Source organism: Tardiphaga sp. GW821-FHT12E02 (genome assembly GCF_058807155.1).
The window spans coordinates 4157681-4172209 of sequence record NZ_JBXAQK010000001.1; the positions used below are offsets into that span (position 1 = coordinate 4157681).

Annotated in this window: 14 protein-coding genes; 2 read left to right on the top strand and 12 right to left on the bottom strand. The window is 63.1% G+C overall.

Annotated elements, in window-relative coordinates; all coding sequences use genetic code 11:
• Window positions 1-4 precede the first annotated feature (4 nt).
• From AC1RQ5_RS19705 to AC1RQ5_RS19750, 10 genes are all read right to left on the bottom strand, one after another.
• On the bottom strand, window positions 5-661 hold the full coding sequence (locus AC1RQ5_RS19705) for a carboxymuconolactone decarboxylase family protein (protein WP_493201161.1): 657 nt from the start codon (window positions 659-661) through the stop codon (window positions 5-7).
• A gap of 75 nt (window positions 662-736) precedes the next feature.
• Entirely contained in the window at window positions 737-1003 is a 267-nt protein-coding gene (locus AC1RQ5_RS19710) for an EscU/YscU/HrcU family type III secretion system export apparatus switch protein (protein ID WP_398481316.1), read from the bottom strand.
• Window positions 1000-2655, bottom strand: coding sequence for a flagellar hook-length control protein FliK (gene fliK, locus AC1RQ5_RS19715; protein WP_493201163.1), 1656 nt, complete (start codon window positions 2653-2655; stop codon window positions 1000-1002). The genes AC1RQ5_RS19710 and fliK overlap by 4 nt, the downstream gene beginning before the upstream one ends.
• 53 nt (window positions 2656-2708) lie before the next feature.
• Entirely contained in the window at window positions 2709-3488 is a 780-nt protein-coding gene (locus tag AC1RQ5_RS19720) for an ATP12 family chaperone protein (protein ID WP_398481312.1), read from the bottom strand.
• A 62-nt stretch (window positions 3489-3550) separates the two neighbouring features.
• The gene (locus tag AC1RQ5_RS19725; protein ID WP_493201165.1) at window positions 3551-3829 is read right to left on the bottom strand and encodes a hypothetical protein; all 279 of its coding nucleotides are present in this window, start codon (window positions 3827-3829) and stop codon (window positions 3551-3553) included.
• A 73-nt stretch (window positions 3830-3902) separates the two neighbouring features.
• Complete coding sequence (gene bluB, locus AC1RQ5_RS19730; protein WP_493201167.1) at window positions 3903-4535, bottom strand: 5,6-dimethylbenzimidazole synthase; 633 nt, start codon at window positions 4533-4535, stop codon at window positions 3903-3905.
• 4 nt (window positions 4536-4539) lie between these two features.
• Window positions 4540-6045, bottom strand: a complete 1506-nt coding sequence (locus tag AC1RQ5_RS19735) for an RluA family pseudouridine synthase (protein WP_493201169.1) — start codon at window positions 6043-6045, stop codon at window positions 4540-4542.
• 96 nt (window positions 6046-6141) lie between these two features.
• Window positions 6142-6756 (bottom strand): hypothetical protein, encoded by a 615-nt coding sequence (locus tag AC1RQ5_RS19740; RefSeq protein WP_493201171.1) that lies wholly within the window; start codon window positions 6754-6756, stop codon window positions 6142-6144.
• A 6-nt stretch (window positions 6757-6762) separates the two neighbouring features.
• On the bottom strand, window positions 6763-8094 hold the full coding sequence (locus tag AC1RQ5_RS19745; protein WP_493201173.1) for a replication-associated recombination protein A: 1332 nt from the start codon (window positions 8092-8094) through the stop codon (window positions 6763-6765).
• A complete protein-coding gene (locus AC1RQ5_RS19750) occupies window positions 8091-9512 on the bottom strand; it encodes a DegQ family serine endoprotease (RefSeq protein WP_493201175.1) in 1422 nt (473 codons plus the stop codon). Before AC1RQ5_RS19750 ends, AC1RQ5_RS19745 begins: the two co-directional genes overlap by 4 nt.
• A gap of 141 nt (window positions 9513-9653) precedes the next feature.
• On the opposite strand from AC1RQ5_RS19750, the gene AC1RQ5_RS19755 reads away from it, so the two are divergent.
• Together AC1RQ5_RS19755 and AC1RQ5_RS19760 are read left to right on the top strand one after the other, a co-directional pair.
• Complete coding sequence (locus AC1RQ5_RS19755) at window positions 9654-10667, top strand: zinc-binding alcohol dehydrogenase family protein (RefSeq protein ID WP_493201176.1); 1014 nt, start codon at window positions 9654-9656, stop codon at window positions 10665-10667.
• A 357-nt stretch (window positions 10668-11024) separates the two neighbouring features.
• A complete protein-coding gene (locus AC1RQ5_RS19760; RefSeq protein WP_493201178.1) occupies window positions 11025-12470 on the top strand; it encodes an OprO/OprP family phosphate-selective porin in 1446 nt (481 codons plus the stop codon).
• Window positions 12471-12597: 127 nt separating this feature from the next.
• Here AC1RQ5_RS19760 and AC1RQ5_RS19765 read toward each other — a convergent pair whose 3' ends face one another.
• A complete protein-coding gene (locus AC1RQ5_RS19765) occupies window positions 12598-13416 on the bottom strand; it encodes a c-type cytochrome (protein WP_493201179.1) in 819 nt (272 codons plus the stop codon).
• Between the two features lie 153 nt (window positions 13417-13569).
• Window positions 13570-14364, bottom strand: a complete 795-nt coding sequence (locus AC1RQ5_RS19770) for an SDR family NAD(P)-dependent oxidoreductase (RefSeq protein ID WP_398481291.1) — start codon at window positions 14362-14364, stop codon at window positions 13570-13572.
• Window positions 14365-14529: the final 165 nt, after the last annotated feature.

The window sequence follows — 14529 nt, forward strand, 5'->3', positions numbered from 1 at the left end:
GCGGCTATGGTTCGCCCGGCTTGAACGGCGGCTCCTTGCCGGGCGGCGTCGATTCCTCCGCCATCGCCAGCAGCATCGCGACCATCACATAATTACCGGACACCGCGGTGAGATCGACGATCTGCTGATCGCTAAAAATCTTCTTGGCGCGCGCATAGGTCTCGTCCGAGACCTTCTTGGTGGTCGTGAGTTCGGTGACGAAGTCATACACCACCGCTTCATCCTCAGCCATGTTGGCTGGGCGCTTGTTGGCCTTGAGATCAGCGATGATCTGCGGTGACAGACCTGCCTTCTGCGCCAGCGGCGCATGCGCGAACCACTCCACCTGCGAACGCCATTGCCGTCCGATGATGATGATTGCGAACTCGTTGAGCTTTGCGGGAACGCTCGTATCCCAGCGCAGATAGGCGAACAGATCGAACAGCTTTTGTCCGAGCACGGGGCTGCGCATCATCGGATTGTAGGGACCTGCGAGTCCCACGCTCGACACTTTCATCACCTGTTCGCCAAGCGGCTTCTGCCTGGCGTCGAGCTGATCCATGGTGAGTTGCGGAAAGCGCGGCTCCTTGCTGGTGGCAGGCGGCGCGAATAGCGTGGCGGCAAACCAGCCGCTCGCCGCAGCAGCGGCCAGCGACGACATCCAGAGCGACATCGACTTCATGGGATTTCCTCCGTGACGTTTTTAGTTGTCACGGATGCTAGGCCCGCGCGGCCTGCAGCGCCAGAGGCGCAAATGCTATCGACCGCGCCCAGACATGCGCAGGACGAAGACCAGAACCTCAGCAACGGCCTTGTAAAGCTCTTCCGGGATCTCGTCGCCGAGCTCGATATTGGAGAGCGCGCCGGCGAGCACCTCGTTCTCCTCAATCGGGATGTCGTGTGCTTTCGCGACCTCGATGATCTTCTCGCCGACAGCGCCACGTCCTTTGGCGGTGACGCGCGGCGCGCCGGTCTTGTCGTAATGGAGCGCGACCGCAAGCGCGCGTTTCGGCTGCACGATCATAGCGCCATATCCAGAAAATGACCGGCCGAAGCTGGTGCGGCCTGCTGCGGCGCGCCTTCGCGCACGACGATATCGCCGGGTTGAAGATTGGCGCGGATCAGCGCCTGGGTTAGTTGCCCTGCACCTGCCTGCAGTTGCTGCGCAGTCGCAGGTCGCTCCGCCCACATGCGAACGGAGGTCTTCTCGCCGGTGAGCGAAATCACCGCGTGAATGGGACCTGTCGGCTCGACATCCAGCGAGAAGCGCGCGCACCAGACTTTCTTGGCTGACTCGGCCTCGCTGCCCTGCCCGCCATCGCGCGAAATCTCGAACTGCGCGACGGCTGTCCCATGCGGCACGGCGAATGGAATTTCAAAACTCCAGCGCGGCGTCGCCTGATCCATGCGCTGCGCGACAGCTGCATCGACGCGTTCCGGCAGCGATGCGACCTGATGCAATGTCTGCCTTGCGATCGCAGCGTCTGTGTCGGCAAGCAGATGTTGCACGGTCTCGCCAAGCGGTGCGTTCGATACAAGCGTCGGCTGCGCCATCGGCTGTGGCGTCGGCAAGGCGCCACGCAACGGAGGTGGTGGCAGCTGCGAGCGCAAGCCCTGCGCATCAACGTAAGCACCCGGCTGGCCCTTGCCCATCGCTGCCTGTTGCAGCAACGCATTCTCATCGGGAAGCAGTTTTGCGATCATCTCGGCGATCTTGGCGCTGGACTGCTGCGCGCCGTTATTCGCCATCGCGCCAACGGCCCTCGCCGTCGCGGCAGCGACCTGCGGGCGAATATCCGCTTCAGCGCCGTCGTCGGGCGTCGCCGAAACAGCCGCCTGGGATGCCTCGTCTTTCACGGCAGCCTTTGACAGCATTGCCGGCACCAGCGTTGCTGCGGCGGCCTGCACCTGCGCGGCTGTCGTCATCGGCGTTGCGACGGCCTGCTGCTGCGCTGGTGCAGCCTGTGGCGGAGCTGGCGTCGTCACTGCAGGTTTGCCGCTTGCATCATTGGCCAGCACCGTCGTCAATGCTTGCTTGAGCACGACCAGCGCTGCTTTTATGTCGGGCATGGCGCCCGAAGCTGGCGTGCCCTTTGCCAGCGACGCTTCGAGAAACAGGCCGGAGTTCTGGAACGCCGTTTTCACCTCACCGCCCGTTAGCTTCGCATCGAGCGGCGGCCGCTGCGCCAGCACCTGCGCGATGGCTTGCTGCAGTTTCGGCGGCAGGTTCTCGAGCGAGGTTGCAGCACCGAGATTGGCGAACAGCGCCGAGAGGCTCGCCTGCTTGGTCACAGCGCCAAGGGCTGCTTGCGACACAGCCACAGCTTCCGGCGCGGTGAGCTGCGCTTTGGAGGCAGCCAGCGTCGTTAGCAGCGTGGCGGAGAGATCAGAGGACGATGCCAGAGCGGCGCCATTCGCGGCCGCCTGCTGCGGCAGCACCGCGAGGCGAATGCCATCGGCGGTCTGCGACACGGAAAGTTGCAACGTCTGCCCAGCCTGCAACGGGACCTGGGTCTGAACGTCGATCGCCTGGCCGGCGATCGAAATACGCGCCTGGTTGTTAGCCCCGACCTCGATCACCCGTGCGGCAACGACGCTGCCGGGCTGGAACGCGACATCGCGCGCCACGCCTTGCGCGGCGACGAGGGATGGAATCGCATTGACGAGAACCGACATGGCTGCACCCGAGTCTGGTGCAGCACGTTAGGTGAAGCGGCGTTAACTTCCGATTAACTGCCGAGCGCCCGCAGCACGGCAACGGCGCCCTCGAAATCGACCTTGCGGGCGGCCCGGCGTGCCGCGGCTTCCTCGTCGAGGCCCCATTTTTCAGCGTTCCAGTCCTCGTCTACAAAGGCCGCGGCCCAGACCTCGTCGGCGCTCAGCCGGCCGCGCAGCAGCGCCAGCGCCAGCAGCGCAGAGCCGGTGATCGTGGTCACCATATGCAGCGCCGCGACACGCCATGAATCGGTCGGCAACGCTGCCTGCGCAGCAGCGAGCGCCTGCGCCGGCTGGCCCACATGCATGACGCCCTCGGCAAGGATGAAATGCGCGTTGAGCTCTTCGGCAACCCAGAACAGCACGGGGTCCCATGCGGCTGCCTCGCGCTCGATCAGCGCGTCCGGATGCGACGCACGATAGAACAGCAGGTCGGAGCCGAAATATTTTGCGATGTCGTCGCGCACCGCCGCGATCTGTTCTTCGGTCGAGATGGCATCGAGCACGCTATTGGCAAGACGCGTGATCGGCATCGACAGCGGATCAATGAACTCCTGCTGCGCGTCCCATTCGGCAGCCATCAGGTCAGCGACCGCGCGCGACGGCACTGCAAGCGCATTGCGTGACGGCGTCCGGATCGTCTTGTCGTCGAGCGTAACGGAATGGCCCTCGTCAGCCGCACTGACGCCGACCTTGGTATAGAAACGCTTGCGGCGCGTGCCCGTCGATTTCTCGCGCGATTCCTGCACGGTGAAGCCGGGCTTGCCATAGACGTCGTCGAACAGTTCACGCATCGGTCATCTCGATCCAGTTTCTGGCCGCAGTTTACGCGATGCCGAGACGCTAGGCGAGGCCATCAGCGATTGGCGCAGGACCGCGAATACGCAGCACGATCATTGGGACCGAGCCCTGCCGCGGCGCCATCCTGCAGGCAGTTGGTGATCCGGTCGCCGAATGATGGCCGCGCCTGCGGCACGTAGTTCTGCCGAGGCAGATCGCCCATCTTCGGCACCACGGGTACTTCGATCTTGGGCGGCGGTGGCGCAGGTGGCGGAGGCACGGTCAGCGCGCTGCTTCCCGGCGGCAGAAACTGCGCAAATGCGGGCGCCCCGCTCGACAACAGGAGCAGAGCCACGGCAAGACATCTGTAAAGTCGAAACATGCAGGCCATATCGTTACGATCTCCGGCGCTCGCAAGCGCGACTGCATCAACGCCGGAGGATGTGATCCGTTGCAGCGCGGCGGTGCTCCCAGCCTTCACGTTCAAGTTCAGGGCGATCGTCCTCGCCTTCGGGATAGCCGATACAGAAATAGCCGATCAGCCGCCAGTCGTGGGGAATGTCGAGCGCATCGGCAACGACAGAAGGATCGAGGATGGACACCCATCCCATGCCGATCCCTTCCGCGCGCGCGGCAAACCACATGGTGGTCACCGCCGTCACCACCGAATATTCCGCCATTTCCGGCATGGTGCGACGGCCGACGCCATGTCCGACATCGGTGCCGCGATCTGCAAAGACGGCCAGATGCCCCGGCGCCTCGCGCAGGCCCGCAAGCTTCAACCGCGCATAGAGTTGCGCGCGCTCGCCATGATACGCGTCGAGCGCCTCCGCATTGCAGGCGGAGAAGTTATCAAGCACAGCCTGACGCCGCGCGAGATCATCGACGATGACGAAACGCCACGGCTGACTGAGCCCTACCGAGGGCGCGAGACACGCGGTTTCGATCAACCGCTCCAACGCGCCCGCCGGCAAAGGATCGCTGCGAAAACGCCGGACGTCGCGACGCCACGCAAACAGGTCATGCAGGCGTGCGCGAAACTGATCGTCGAACTCGGGCAACGTCCTAGTCTTCCGGCGCGTGTTCGATGGGATCGAACCGATCATGCTCGAGCGCCAGCAGATTCCACGACTGCAGCATGTGCGGCGGCAGTGGCGCGGTCGCGTCGATCATGCCGCCACGCGGATGCGGGATGACGATGCGGCGCGCCAGCAGATGCAGGCGGTTCTGCAGGCCGCCCGGCAACTGCCAGTTCTCGATGTTGAAATATTTAGGATCGCCGACAATGGCGTGGCCGATATGAGCCATATGCGCGCGGAGCTGATGCGTACGCCCGGTCACCGGCTTCAGCGATACCCAGGCGAGCTTCTGGCCCGACGTCTCGACGACAGCGTAATAGGTCACCGCATGGCTGGCACCATCATCGCCGTGCTTGGCGACGCGCATGATGGTGTCTTCCTCGTTCTCTTCCTTGGCGAGGTAGGTCGAGATACGGCCCTGCTTCGGCTTCGGCACGCCGGCAACCAGCGCCCAGTAGAATTTGCGCGCCGAACGTTCGCGAAACGCCCCGGTCAGGAAAGAAGCTGCAAACCGCGTCTTGGCGATCAAGAGACAGCCCGACGTCTCGCGATCGAGACGATGCACGAGGCGCGGCTTCTGGCCCTTGGAGTCGCGCATCACTTCCAGCATCATGTCGACGTGACGCGTCATGCCCGAGCCGCCCTGCACCGCAAGGCCGGCCGGCTTGTTCAGCACCATCACGTCGGCGTCCTCGAAGATCGTCATCTCCTTCAACGCATCGAGCGTTTTCTGAGCGGCTTCCGAGAGCACACCGACGGTCTTCGGCGCGTCGAGCTTGAGCGGCGGGATGCGAACGGTTTGTCCTGCTTCGAGGCGATCCTTGCTGTCGGCACGCTTGCCGTTCACACGCAGCTCGCCTTTGCGGACGATGCGCTGGATATGGGAAAATGACAGGCCCGGGAAACGGGCTTCGAGGAAGCGATCGACGCGCATGTCGTTCTCGTCAGGGGTGACGATCACGGTCTGCACGCTGGTCGGCATGACGACGGACTCGGCCTCCGGCTTGACCGGTGCCTCGACGGCAGGTTCTGGTTTTCGCGTGCGCGTCACAGCACCGGCAAGACGCGGCGCGGGCTTGCTGCCGGTGCGCGGACGGGATGGACGTTCGCCCTGCTCCGGTCGTTCCGATCTTCCACTTCGCTCGGACCGCTCAAAGCGCTGCGGACGTTCCGCGCGCTCGGGACGCTCCGATCGCTCAAAACGCTGCGGGCGCTCCGATCGCTCAGAACGCTCCGAGCGCTCGAACCGTTCAGGCCGCTCGGCTGCACGCGCACGCGGCGGACGCGCACTGGTCGGGCGTTCCGCATCGCCGCGCTCGGCCCGGAAGCGATCGCCCTTCGCTGCGGCGTTCTTCGGAGGGGTTCTGGCTGGCCCCTTGGCAGCCTTCTTCGCTGCCGCCTTGGCCATCGTGGCGCCCGGCTTGGCGCGTCCCGAACGGCCAGCGCCTCCGGTGCCACGGTTGGCGGGGGATCTCGTGTCGCGGCGGCTCATCTGTAACTCCAGGGGGAAAGTCCGTCCGTAGCGCATCTACCGACTTGGGTCACGGTCAAATCGCCCATTGGCGCAAACCTTCGGGTTCCGCCCGCGCTAGCGGCGGAAACCGCCATACGGGGACTGACCGGACAGCAGGCGCGATGTCGCGGTGCCATCGTCCAATTGATTTTGGGTAAAACTGCCCTCGAGCGACAAGGTGACATTCGGAGCCGGCTGAAACGCAATGCCCGCACGCGCCCTGTATCCGGTCGCGATACTGGTATCGGAACTGAACGGCGCCAGCGCCGTGCCGATGCCCGGACGGTAGTTCAGGGTGTCGAAGCCGGCAAAGACCGTGACGGGCAGATCTCCGGCGCCCTTGAATGCGTAGCCGGCCAGCGTGCTCTGCGCGGAGAGCCCGCCGAAATCACTGGTGGTGCCGGCCCAGCCGAGGCCCATGCGGCTAAAACTGGCGGCCTCGCTGCGCACATAGGCACCGGTCTTGAAACTGGACTTCCAGTCGCCGTCATATGTAGCCCCGGCGTCGAAACCGGGGAAATTCCCATAGCTCATAATGCCGGCATCAGACCAACCGCCGAGGCCAAACGGTCCATTCGGCACCCAGTATTGCACCGGCGCCGCCTGCTGGGCCGAAGCCGCCTGGACGATCAGGCAAAACGCTGCACCGATGGCGGCCGCGCATAGTGGGCGAGACGAGACAATCGACATCGGCCTCTACGCCTCCGTGCTTTTGGCGGCGCGCAGCTTGGCCCAGTAATCCAGCCGCTTGCGAATCTCGCGTTCGAAACCGCGCTCGGGGGGATCATAGAAGGTCTGGCGGCCCAAGGCCTCCGGGAAATAGTCCTGGCCGGAAAACGCATCCGGCGTGTCGTGGTCGTATTGATAGCCGTCGCCATAGCCTTCGGACTTCATCAGCTTGGTCGGCGAATTCAGGATGTGCTTGGGCGGCAGCAACGAGCCGCCTTCCTTGGCGACCCGCATCGCCGTTTTATAGGCGGTATAGGCGGCATTCGACTTGGGGGCGGTAGCTATGTAGATCACGGCTTGCGCGATGGCGAGTTCGCCTTCGGGATGACCGAGGAAATCATAGGCATCCTTGGCGGCGTTGCAGATCACCAGCGCCTGCGGATCGGCGAGGCCGATATCCTCGACGGCCATCCGCACCACGCGGCGCGCGAGGAAGAGCGGGTCCTCGCCGGCATCCAGCATCCGGCACAGGTAATACAGCGCCGCATCGGGATCGCTGCCGCGCACGGATTTATGCAGCGCCGAGATCAGATTGTAATGGCCATCGGCCGATTTATCGTAGATCGGCGCGCGACGTTGCAGGATGTCCTGCAACTGCGCGGCATCGAAAACCTCATTGGCGCGTGCTGCGCGCCAGACCTCTTCGGCGAGCGTCAGCGCCGCGCGGCCATCGCCATCGGCCATGCGCACCAGTACGGCACGCGCTTCGGCATCCAGCGGCAGCTTGCGGCCTTCGATCTTCTCCGCATTGGCAAACAGCTTTTCGATCGCTTCGGCATCATGCGACTGAAACACAAGTACGCGCGCACGGGACAGAAGCGCCGCGTTGAGTTCAAAGGACGGGTTCTCGGTGGTGGCACCGACCAGCACGACAGTGCCGTCTTCCATCACCGGCAGGAACGAGTCCTGCTGCGCCTTGTTGAAGCGATGCACCTCGTCGACGAACAGCAGCGTGCCCCTGCCCATCTGGCGGCGGGCGCGCGCGGCGTCGAACACCTTCTTCAGATCCGCAACGCCGGAGAATACTGCGGAGATCTGCTCGAAATGCAGTTCGGTCGCATCGGCCAACAGCCTTGCGACTGTGGTCTTGCCAGTGCCCGGCGGACCCCAGAAGATCAGCGAGCCGAGCGTGCGCGTTTCCAGCATGCGCGTCAGCGCGCCGTCTGGGCCGAGGATGTGGTCCTGGCCCACGACATCGGCAAGCACGCGCGGCCGCAGCCGCTCGGGCAGCGGACGCGGTGCGTCCTGCTCCATCCCGGCGGCAGCGAACAGGTTGGCTGATGGTTGCTTCTGGCTCATCCGCCGAGTGTGACGTTGATCTGCTGGCCGCCGCGCACCACGACGATGCGCCACAGCCGCGCGCCTTCGCCGGTGATCTTTTCGAGATCGCTGGTCTTGCCGATCTTGACGCCGTTCACTGCCAGAATGAGGTCGCCCTTCTGGAAGCCGACGCCAGCGGCCGTCGCGGTATCGGTGAGATCGGTGATGACGACGCCTTCAGTGCTGGAATCGAGCCGCAACTCATCGGCCAGTGCCGGCGAGATGTTGGCGACCTTGGCGCCCTGGAACGGCGAGCGGCCCTTCAGCACGATTTCATCACGCCCCGTATCCGGCGCCGCTTCGAGCGCAACGGTGAGCTTGACCGGCTTGCCGCCACGCTGTGCATCGAGCTGCGTGGAGCCGCCGAGCGGACGGGTCGCAAAGCGATATTCGAAAGCGTTGGGATCCTCGATCACCGTGCCATCGATGGCGGTGACCAGATCGGAGACCTTCAGGCCGGCCTTAGCCGCCGGACTGTTCGGCGTGACATTGACGACCAACGCCCCCGATGGCGTCTTCAAGCCGAGTGTTTCGGCAATCTCAGGCGTGATGTTCTGCAGCCGCGCGCCAAGCCATGGACGCTTTACGGCCTTGCCGCCTGATTTGGCGGAAGCGACAACGACGCGGACCATGTTGGCGGGAATGGCGAATCCGATGCCCTGCGAGCCGCCCGAGCGCGAGAAGATCGCGGTGTTCACGCCGACCAACTTGCCGGTCATATCCACCAATGCGCCGCCGGAATTACCGGGATTGATCGCGGCATCGGTCTGGATGAAGAACTGATAGTCGGTGATACCGACCTGCGTACGCGCCAGCGCCGAGATGATGCCGTGGGTCACGGTCTGGCCGACGCCGAACGGATTGCCGATGGCAAGCACGACGTCGCCGACCAGCAGATCATCGGAATTGGCAAAATCGAGAGTCGGGAATTTTTCCTTGGCGTCCTTGATGCGCAGCACTGCAAGATCGGTACGGCTGTCCTTGAGCACGATCTCCGCTTCGAACTCGCGTTTGTCGGAGAGCGAGATCTTCACCTGATCCGCGCCTTCGATGACGTGGTTGTTGGTGACCACGAGACCTGATGCATCGACCATCACACCCGAGCCGAGCGAGCGCTGCATCTGCTCCGGCTGCATGCCCTGCCCGCCGAAGAAACGGCGGAACACGGGATCGTCGAGCAGCGGATTGCGGTTCTGCACCGTCTTGGCCGCATAGACGTTCACGACCGCCGGCTGCACCCGCTGCACGATCGGCGCGTAGGACAGCTTCAGCTCGGTGGGCGACGTCGGCACCTGCCGGTTCTGGGCCGAGGCAAGGCTCAGAGACAGGGCGCTCAGGGACAGGACAATGGCGCACAGGGCAGAAACGGTCGCAACCTTGCGGGAAAATGGAATCATCTGGGCCTCTTTGCGGAAATTACCGCGAATATAAGCCTCTCAGCAGGGCAATAGAAGGGCAAGGAACCCGCAAAGCTTGCAATCCGCCCGATCCGGGGACAGCTAGAGGTAACAAACCATGCCGCTTTCCAAGGAGCCCCCATGAAGGCCGTCGGCTACACCAAATCCCTCGCCATCGATGACCCGCAAGCGCTGGTCGATTTCGACGCCCCCAAGCCGGAGCCGACCGGGCGCGACATCCGGGTGGCGGTGAAGGCCATCTCGGTCAATCCGGTGGATTTCAAGGTCCGCAAGCGCGCAGAGCCGAAGGCTGGCGAGACCAAGATCCTCGGCTATGACGCAGTCGGCGTGGTCGATGCCGTCGGCTCCGATGTCAGCCTGTTCAAGGTCGGCGATGAGGTCTTCTATGCTGGCTCGATCCAGCGCCAGGGCACCAATGCCGAGTTCCATCTGGTCGATGAGCGCATCGTCGGCCGAAAGCCGGCCTCGCTCTCCAATGCCGAAGCAGCGGCGCTGCCGCTGACGACCATCACGGCCTGGGAGCTCCTGTTCGACCGCCTCGGTGTTGCGCCGGGCAAGAGCCTCGATCCTCGCACCCTTCTCATCATCAGCGGCGCCGGCGGTGTCGGCTCGATCCTGATACAGCTCGCGCGTCGGCTCACCGGCCTCACGGTGGTCGCGACCGCGTCAAGGCCAGAGACGTTCAAATGGTGCGAAGATCTTGGCGCTCATGCCGTGATCGATCACAGCAAGCCTCTGAAGCCGCAAATCGAGGCGCTGAAGCTTCCGCCGGTTGCCCTCATCGCCAGCCTGACCGCGACAGACCATCACTACAAGGCACTTGCGGATCTGATTGCGCCACAGGGCAAGTTTGCCCTGATCGATGATCCCGCCGAATTCAACGTGTCTGCCTTCAAGGGCAAGGCGGTGTCGGTGCATTGGGAATCCATGTTCACTCGCTCGTCGTTCCAGACGCCGGACATGATCGCGCAACATCATCTTCTCAATGACGTCGCCGATCTCATCGACAAGGGCGTCTTGCGCACGACGCTCGATAAAACCTTCGGGACCATCAATGCTGCGAATCTCAAGCGGGCGCATGCACTGCTCGAGTCCGGCAAGTCACACGGCAAGATCGTGCTCGAAGGCTGGTGACGGCCGAATTGTCGCCGACACATTCCCGCCGAGCGATACCCACTCGCGGCAAGCGCATCTGCGGGTGCGCTTTAATCGCTTAATTAGCTATTTAAGATAGCTAATCTGCAAAATAACCTGTGCTTGAAAAGCGACACTGTCGCCTCGTCACCGCAATGCGTTGCGGGTTTTGCAGAACTGTCACAGAGCGAAACTAGGTTGCCCCCGAGCTCAACAGTGGCTCGCTTGTAACAAGTCGGACAGCCCGCTCGGCGGCAACTCTCCTTCTACAAGTCCACAAACACAGATCAGCACGCGTCACCACCTGCGAAGCAATTCGCGGGGCGTGTCGGATTTTGTCTTCTACAGGGGTTATCCATGTCTTCCACGACACACAAATTCTTGGGCACCGTCGCCGTGCTCGGCGCGATGGCGATGTCCGGCCACGCACATGCACAGGCCACCAGTGATGACGTCGCAGCTTTGAAGGCGCAGCTCCGCGCGCTGGAAAAGAAGCTCGACAACGTTCAGAAGCAGGCCACCGCCACGCAGAAGCAGCAGGCCGTGACGCAGGCGAGCTTCGCCAATGCCAACGCTGCCATGCACAAGAAGGCCGTGCCGTTCATCGACGCCACGCTGACCATGCCGGGCAACCGCCCGACTTTCTGCACCGGCGACGGCATGAATTGCGTCGCCATCACCGGCCGTATCCACTTCGACGCCGGCGCCTACTCGTTCTCGCCGAAATCCGCTGCCACCTCGCCGCAGAGCGTCAATGACGGCATCAATGCCCGCCGCGCGCGCCTCGGCCTGATCGGCACCTACAACAAGGATTGGGAATACGGCCTCATCATCGACGCTGGCGGCACCACCGATGGCTCTGCCGTGCTCAACAACGCCTATGTCGCCTATAAGGGCATCAAGGGCATGATCATCCAGGGCGGCTATATCGACGTGCCGTACACGCTGGATGAATCGATCAGCTCGAACAACACCTTCTTCATGGAGCGTGCAGCCTCGCAGGTGCTCGCGACCAACCTCGCCGCCGGCGACTTCCGCTCCGCCTTCGGTGGTCAGGTGTTCGACAAGCATTACTGGGTCGGCGCTTACGTCACCGGTCCGACCACGGGCGCTGGCGTGAATCATTCGATCCCGCAGCCGCTCGGCGCCACCTTCCGCGCCGTTGCCGTGCCGATCAACAACGAAGTCTCGACCGTGCTGCTCGGCTTCGACGCCTTGTATCTTGCCGAGACCGGCGGCGCGACCAACAACACGCTGCGCATGAACGACCGCATCGAAGTCCGCATCGATCCGTCCACCAATGCGCTGCTCGACACCGGCACCATGAACTTCGTCAACAGCGCGCACGTGCTGAGCGGTGAAGGCGCCGTCCGTTACGGCAGCTTCCTGGCAACCGGCGAATACTTCAACTACAGCGTCCAGCGCACCAACGGCCTCGGCGACCTCAACTTCGAGGGCGGCTACGGTCAGGCGGCTTACGTGCTGACCGGCGAATCCCGCAAGTACAGCACCTCGGCCGGCGCCTTCGGCGGCGTCTCTCCTGCCCGTCCGGTCAACTTCGCGACCGGCGATCTCGGCGCCTGGGAACTGGCCGTACGCTACAGCTATGCCAGCCTCAACGACCTCACGGTCCGCGGTGGTGAGCTGAAGAACACCACGGTCGGCCTGAACTGGTACGTCAACAACAACACGCGCTTCATGTTCAACTGGATCCACGGCACCGTGGACAAGGTGAACACCGCCGGCCTGAACGCTGGCGCCGACTACGACGTGTTCGCGATGCGCACCCAGGTTGCTTGGTAATCAAGCCCGCCTGGTAAGCGCGAGGCGCTTCGGTAACCTCCAGGCTAAGGGGCTGAATGCCCTCGGCCCCATCATGAATGAAGGCGGCGCTCCGGCGCCGCCTTTTGTGTTACGATGATGCAGCGGGCTAGCGCGGCGGCAGTGTCCGCAAGAACGCAACGATCGCATCCTGATCCTGCCGCGTCATCTTTGCATATGAAGCGTAACCCATCGGCGGCTTCAGCTTGCGCCCGTCGCGTGAAATACCTTCGGTGATTGCTCGACGAATTTCATCGTCACGCCATTGGCCAAGACCATCGGCCGGACTCGATGTGATATCCGCAGAGATGACCTGTCCCCACGGCCCTTTGAACAATTTGCCGCCCTTGCCTGCAGCGCCTGCATAGTCGTGCCCGCCTGGGGTTCGAGGTGTATGACATTCCAGGCAATGCGCGATGGCGACGAGATAGCGGCCCCGCTTGAGCGGATCGGTCATGTCCGCATCCCGCATCTGCGCCCCGACATATGGCGGCTTTTCCCGCTCGAGCTTCACGCGATATTCAGGCGTCGGCATCTCGCGGCGAACCGCGGGGACCGAACGCAAATAGGCGACAAGCGCGTCCAGATCGCGCGGCGTCAGCACCGGATAGAACGCCGTCGGCATGATCGGTGCGGCGTCGATTCCGTCGGGCTTCGTACCAGTGACCAGGAATGTCTTGAGCTGGGCATCGGTCCAATGACCGATGCCTGTTTCCTTGTCCGGCGTGATATTCGCTCCGGAGACCTTGAAGGCCGGTTCATCGAATAATTGCTGACCACCTGACAGCACGCGCGAGACGTCGAACCCGCTTGCTCCGCGCGGCGTATGGCAATTGTGGCAGGTCATGACGTCGGCAAGATAGGCGCCGCGCTCGACCAGCGTCTCCGCCGTCGCAGTTGTCGCCCAGAGCGCCAGCAGCGCTCCCATGATCCGTCTCCGCACACATGCCCCCAAGGTCGAATTCCAGCCGATAGACGACCAGAAAATCATACCCTCAACTGCAGGAGAAGCGGCGGAGACAGACGTATTGCAAATTTCAGAAAATGATCAGCGCGCCTTCAGAGAAGGCGCGCTGATGTGTCAAGCGATCGTCTGCACGATGCCGCCTTCGGCCCGCAGCGCGGCGCCATTGGTGACCGACGCTTCCTTCGAACTCACGAAGACGACCATGTTGGCGATCTCATCGACGCTGGCAAAACGCTGGATCAGCGAGGTCGGACGGTTTTGCTTAACGAAATTCGTTGCGGCTTCCTCGACCGACTCACCCTTCTGCTTGGCAAGATCCTTCACGAACGTCTCGACGCCTTCCGACATGGTCGGCCCTGGCAGCACCGAGTTCACGGTCACCGCCGTGCCTTTGGTGAGTTCGGCGAGACCGCGTGAGATCGACAGCTGCGCCGTCTTCGACATGCCGTAATGGATCATCTCGCTCGGAATATTGAGGCCGGACTCCGACGAGATGAAAACGATACGCCCCCAATTGCGCTTCAACATGCCCTGCATATAAGCGCGCGACAGCCGGACGCCCGACATCACATTGACGTCGAAGAAGCGCGTCCAGTCTTCATCCGGAATATCGAAGAAGCCCTTGGGCTCGAAGATGCCGGCATTGTTGATGAGGATATCGACGTCAGGCAGCGCGGCAACCAGAGCCTTGCAGCCCTCGGCGGTCGAGACGTCAGCCGCAACGCCTTTCACCTTGGCGCCGGGGACCGCCTTCGCGATCGTGGCGATGGCAGCATCGACCTTGGCCTGGCTGCGGCCGTTGACCACGACATCAGCGCCGGTGCCAGCGAGGCCCTTTGCAATGGCAAGGCCAATGCCTGCGGTGGAGCCTGTGACGAGTGCAGTCTTGCCGGTGAGATCGATCTTCATTGGATGCTCCATGAGTGAGGGTGGAGCTGATATCGGAACTGGGATGTGGAGTCGCAATGACGGTCACGCGGCGGTGAGCGACTGTAAGGTGGGCAAAGCGCAGCGTGCCCACCTTACAAACAAAAAAACGGCGCCCGAAGGCGCCGCTTTCAAAACTCGTATCTA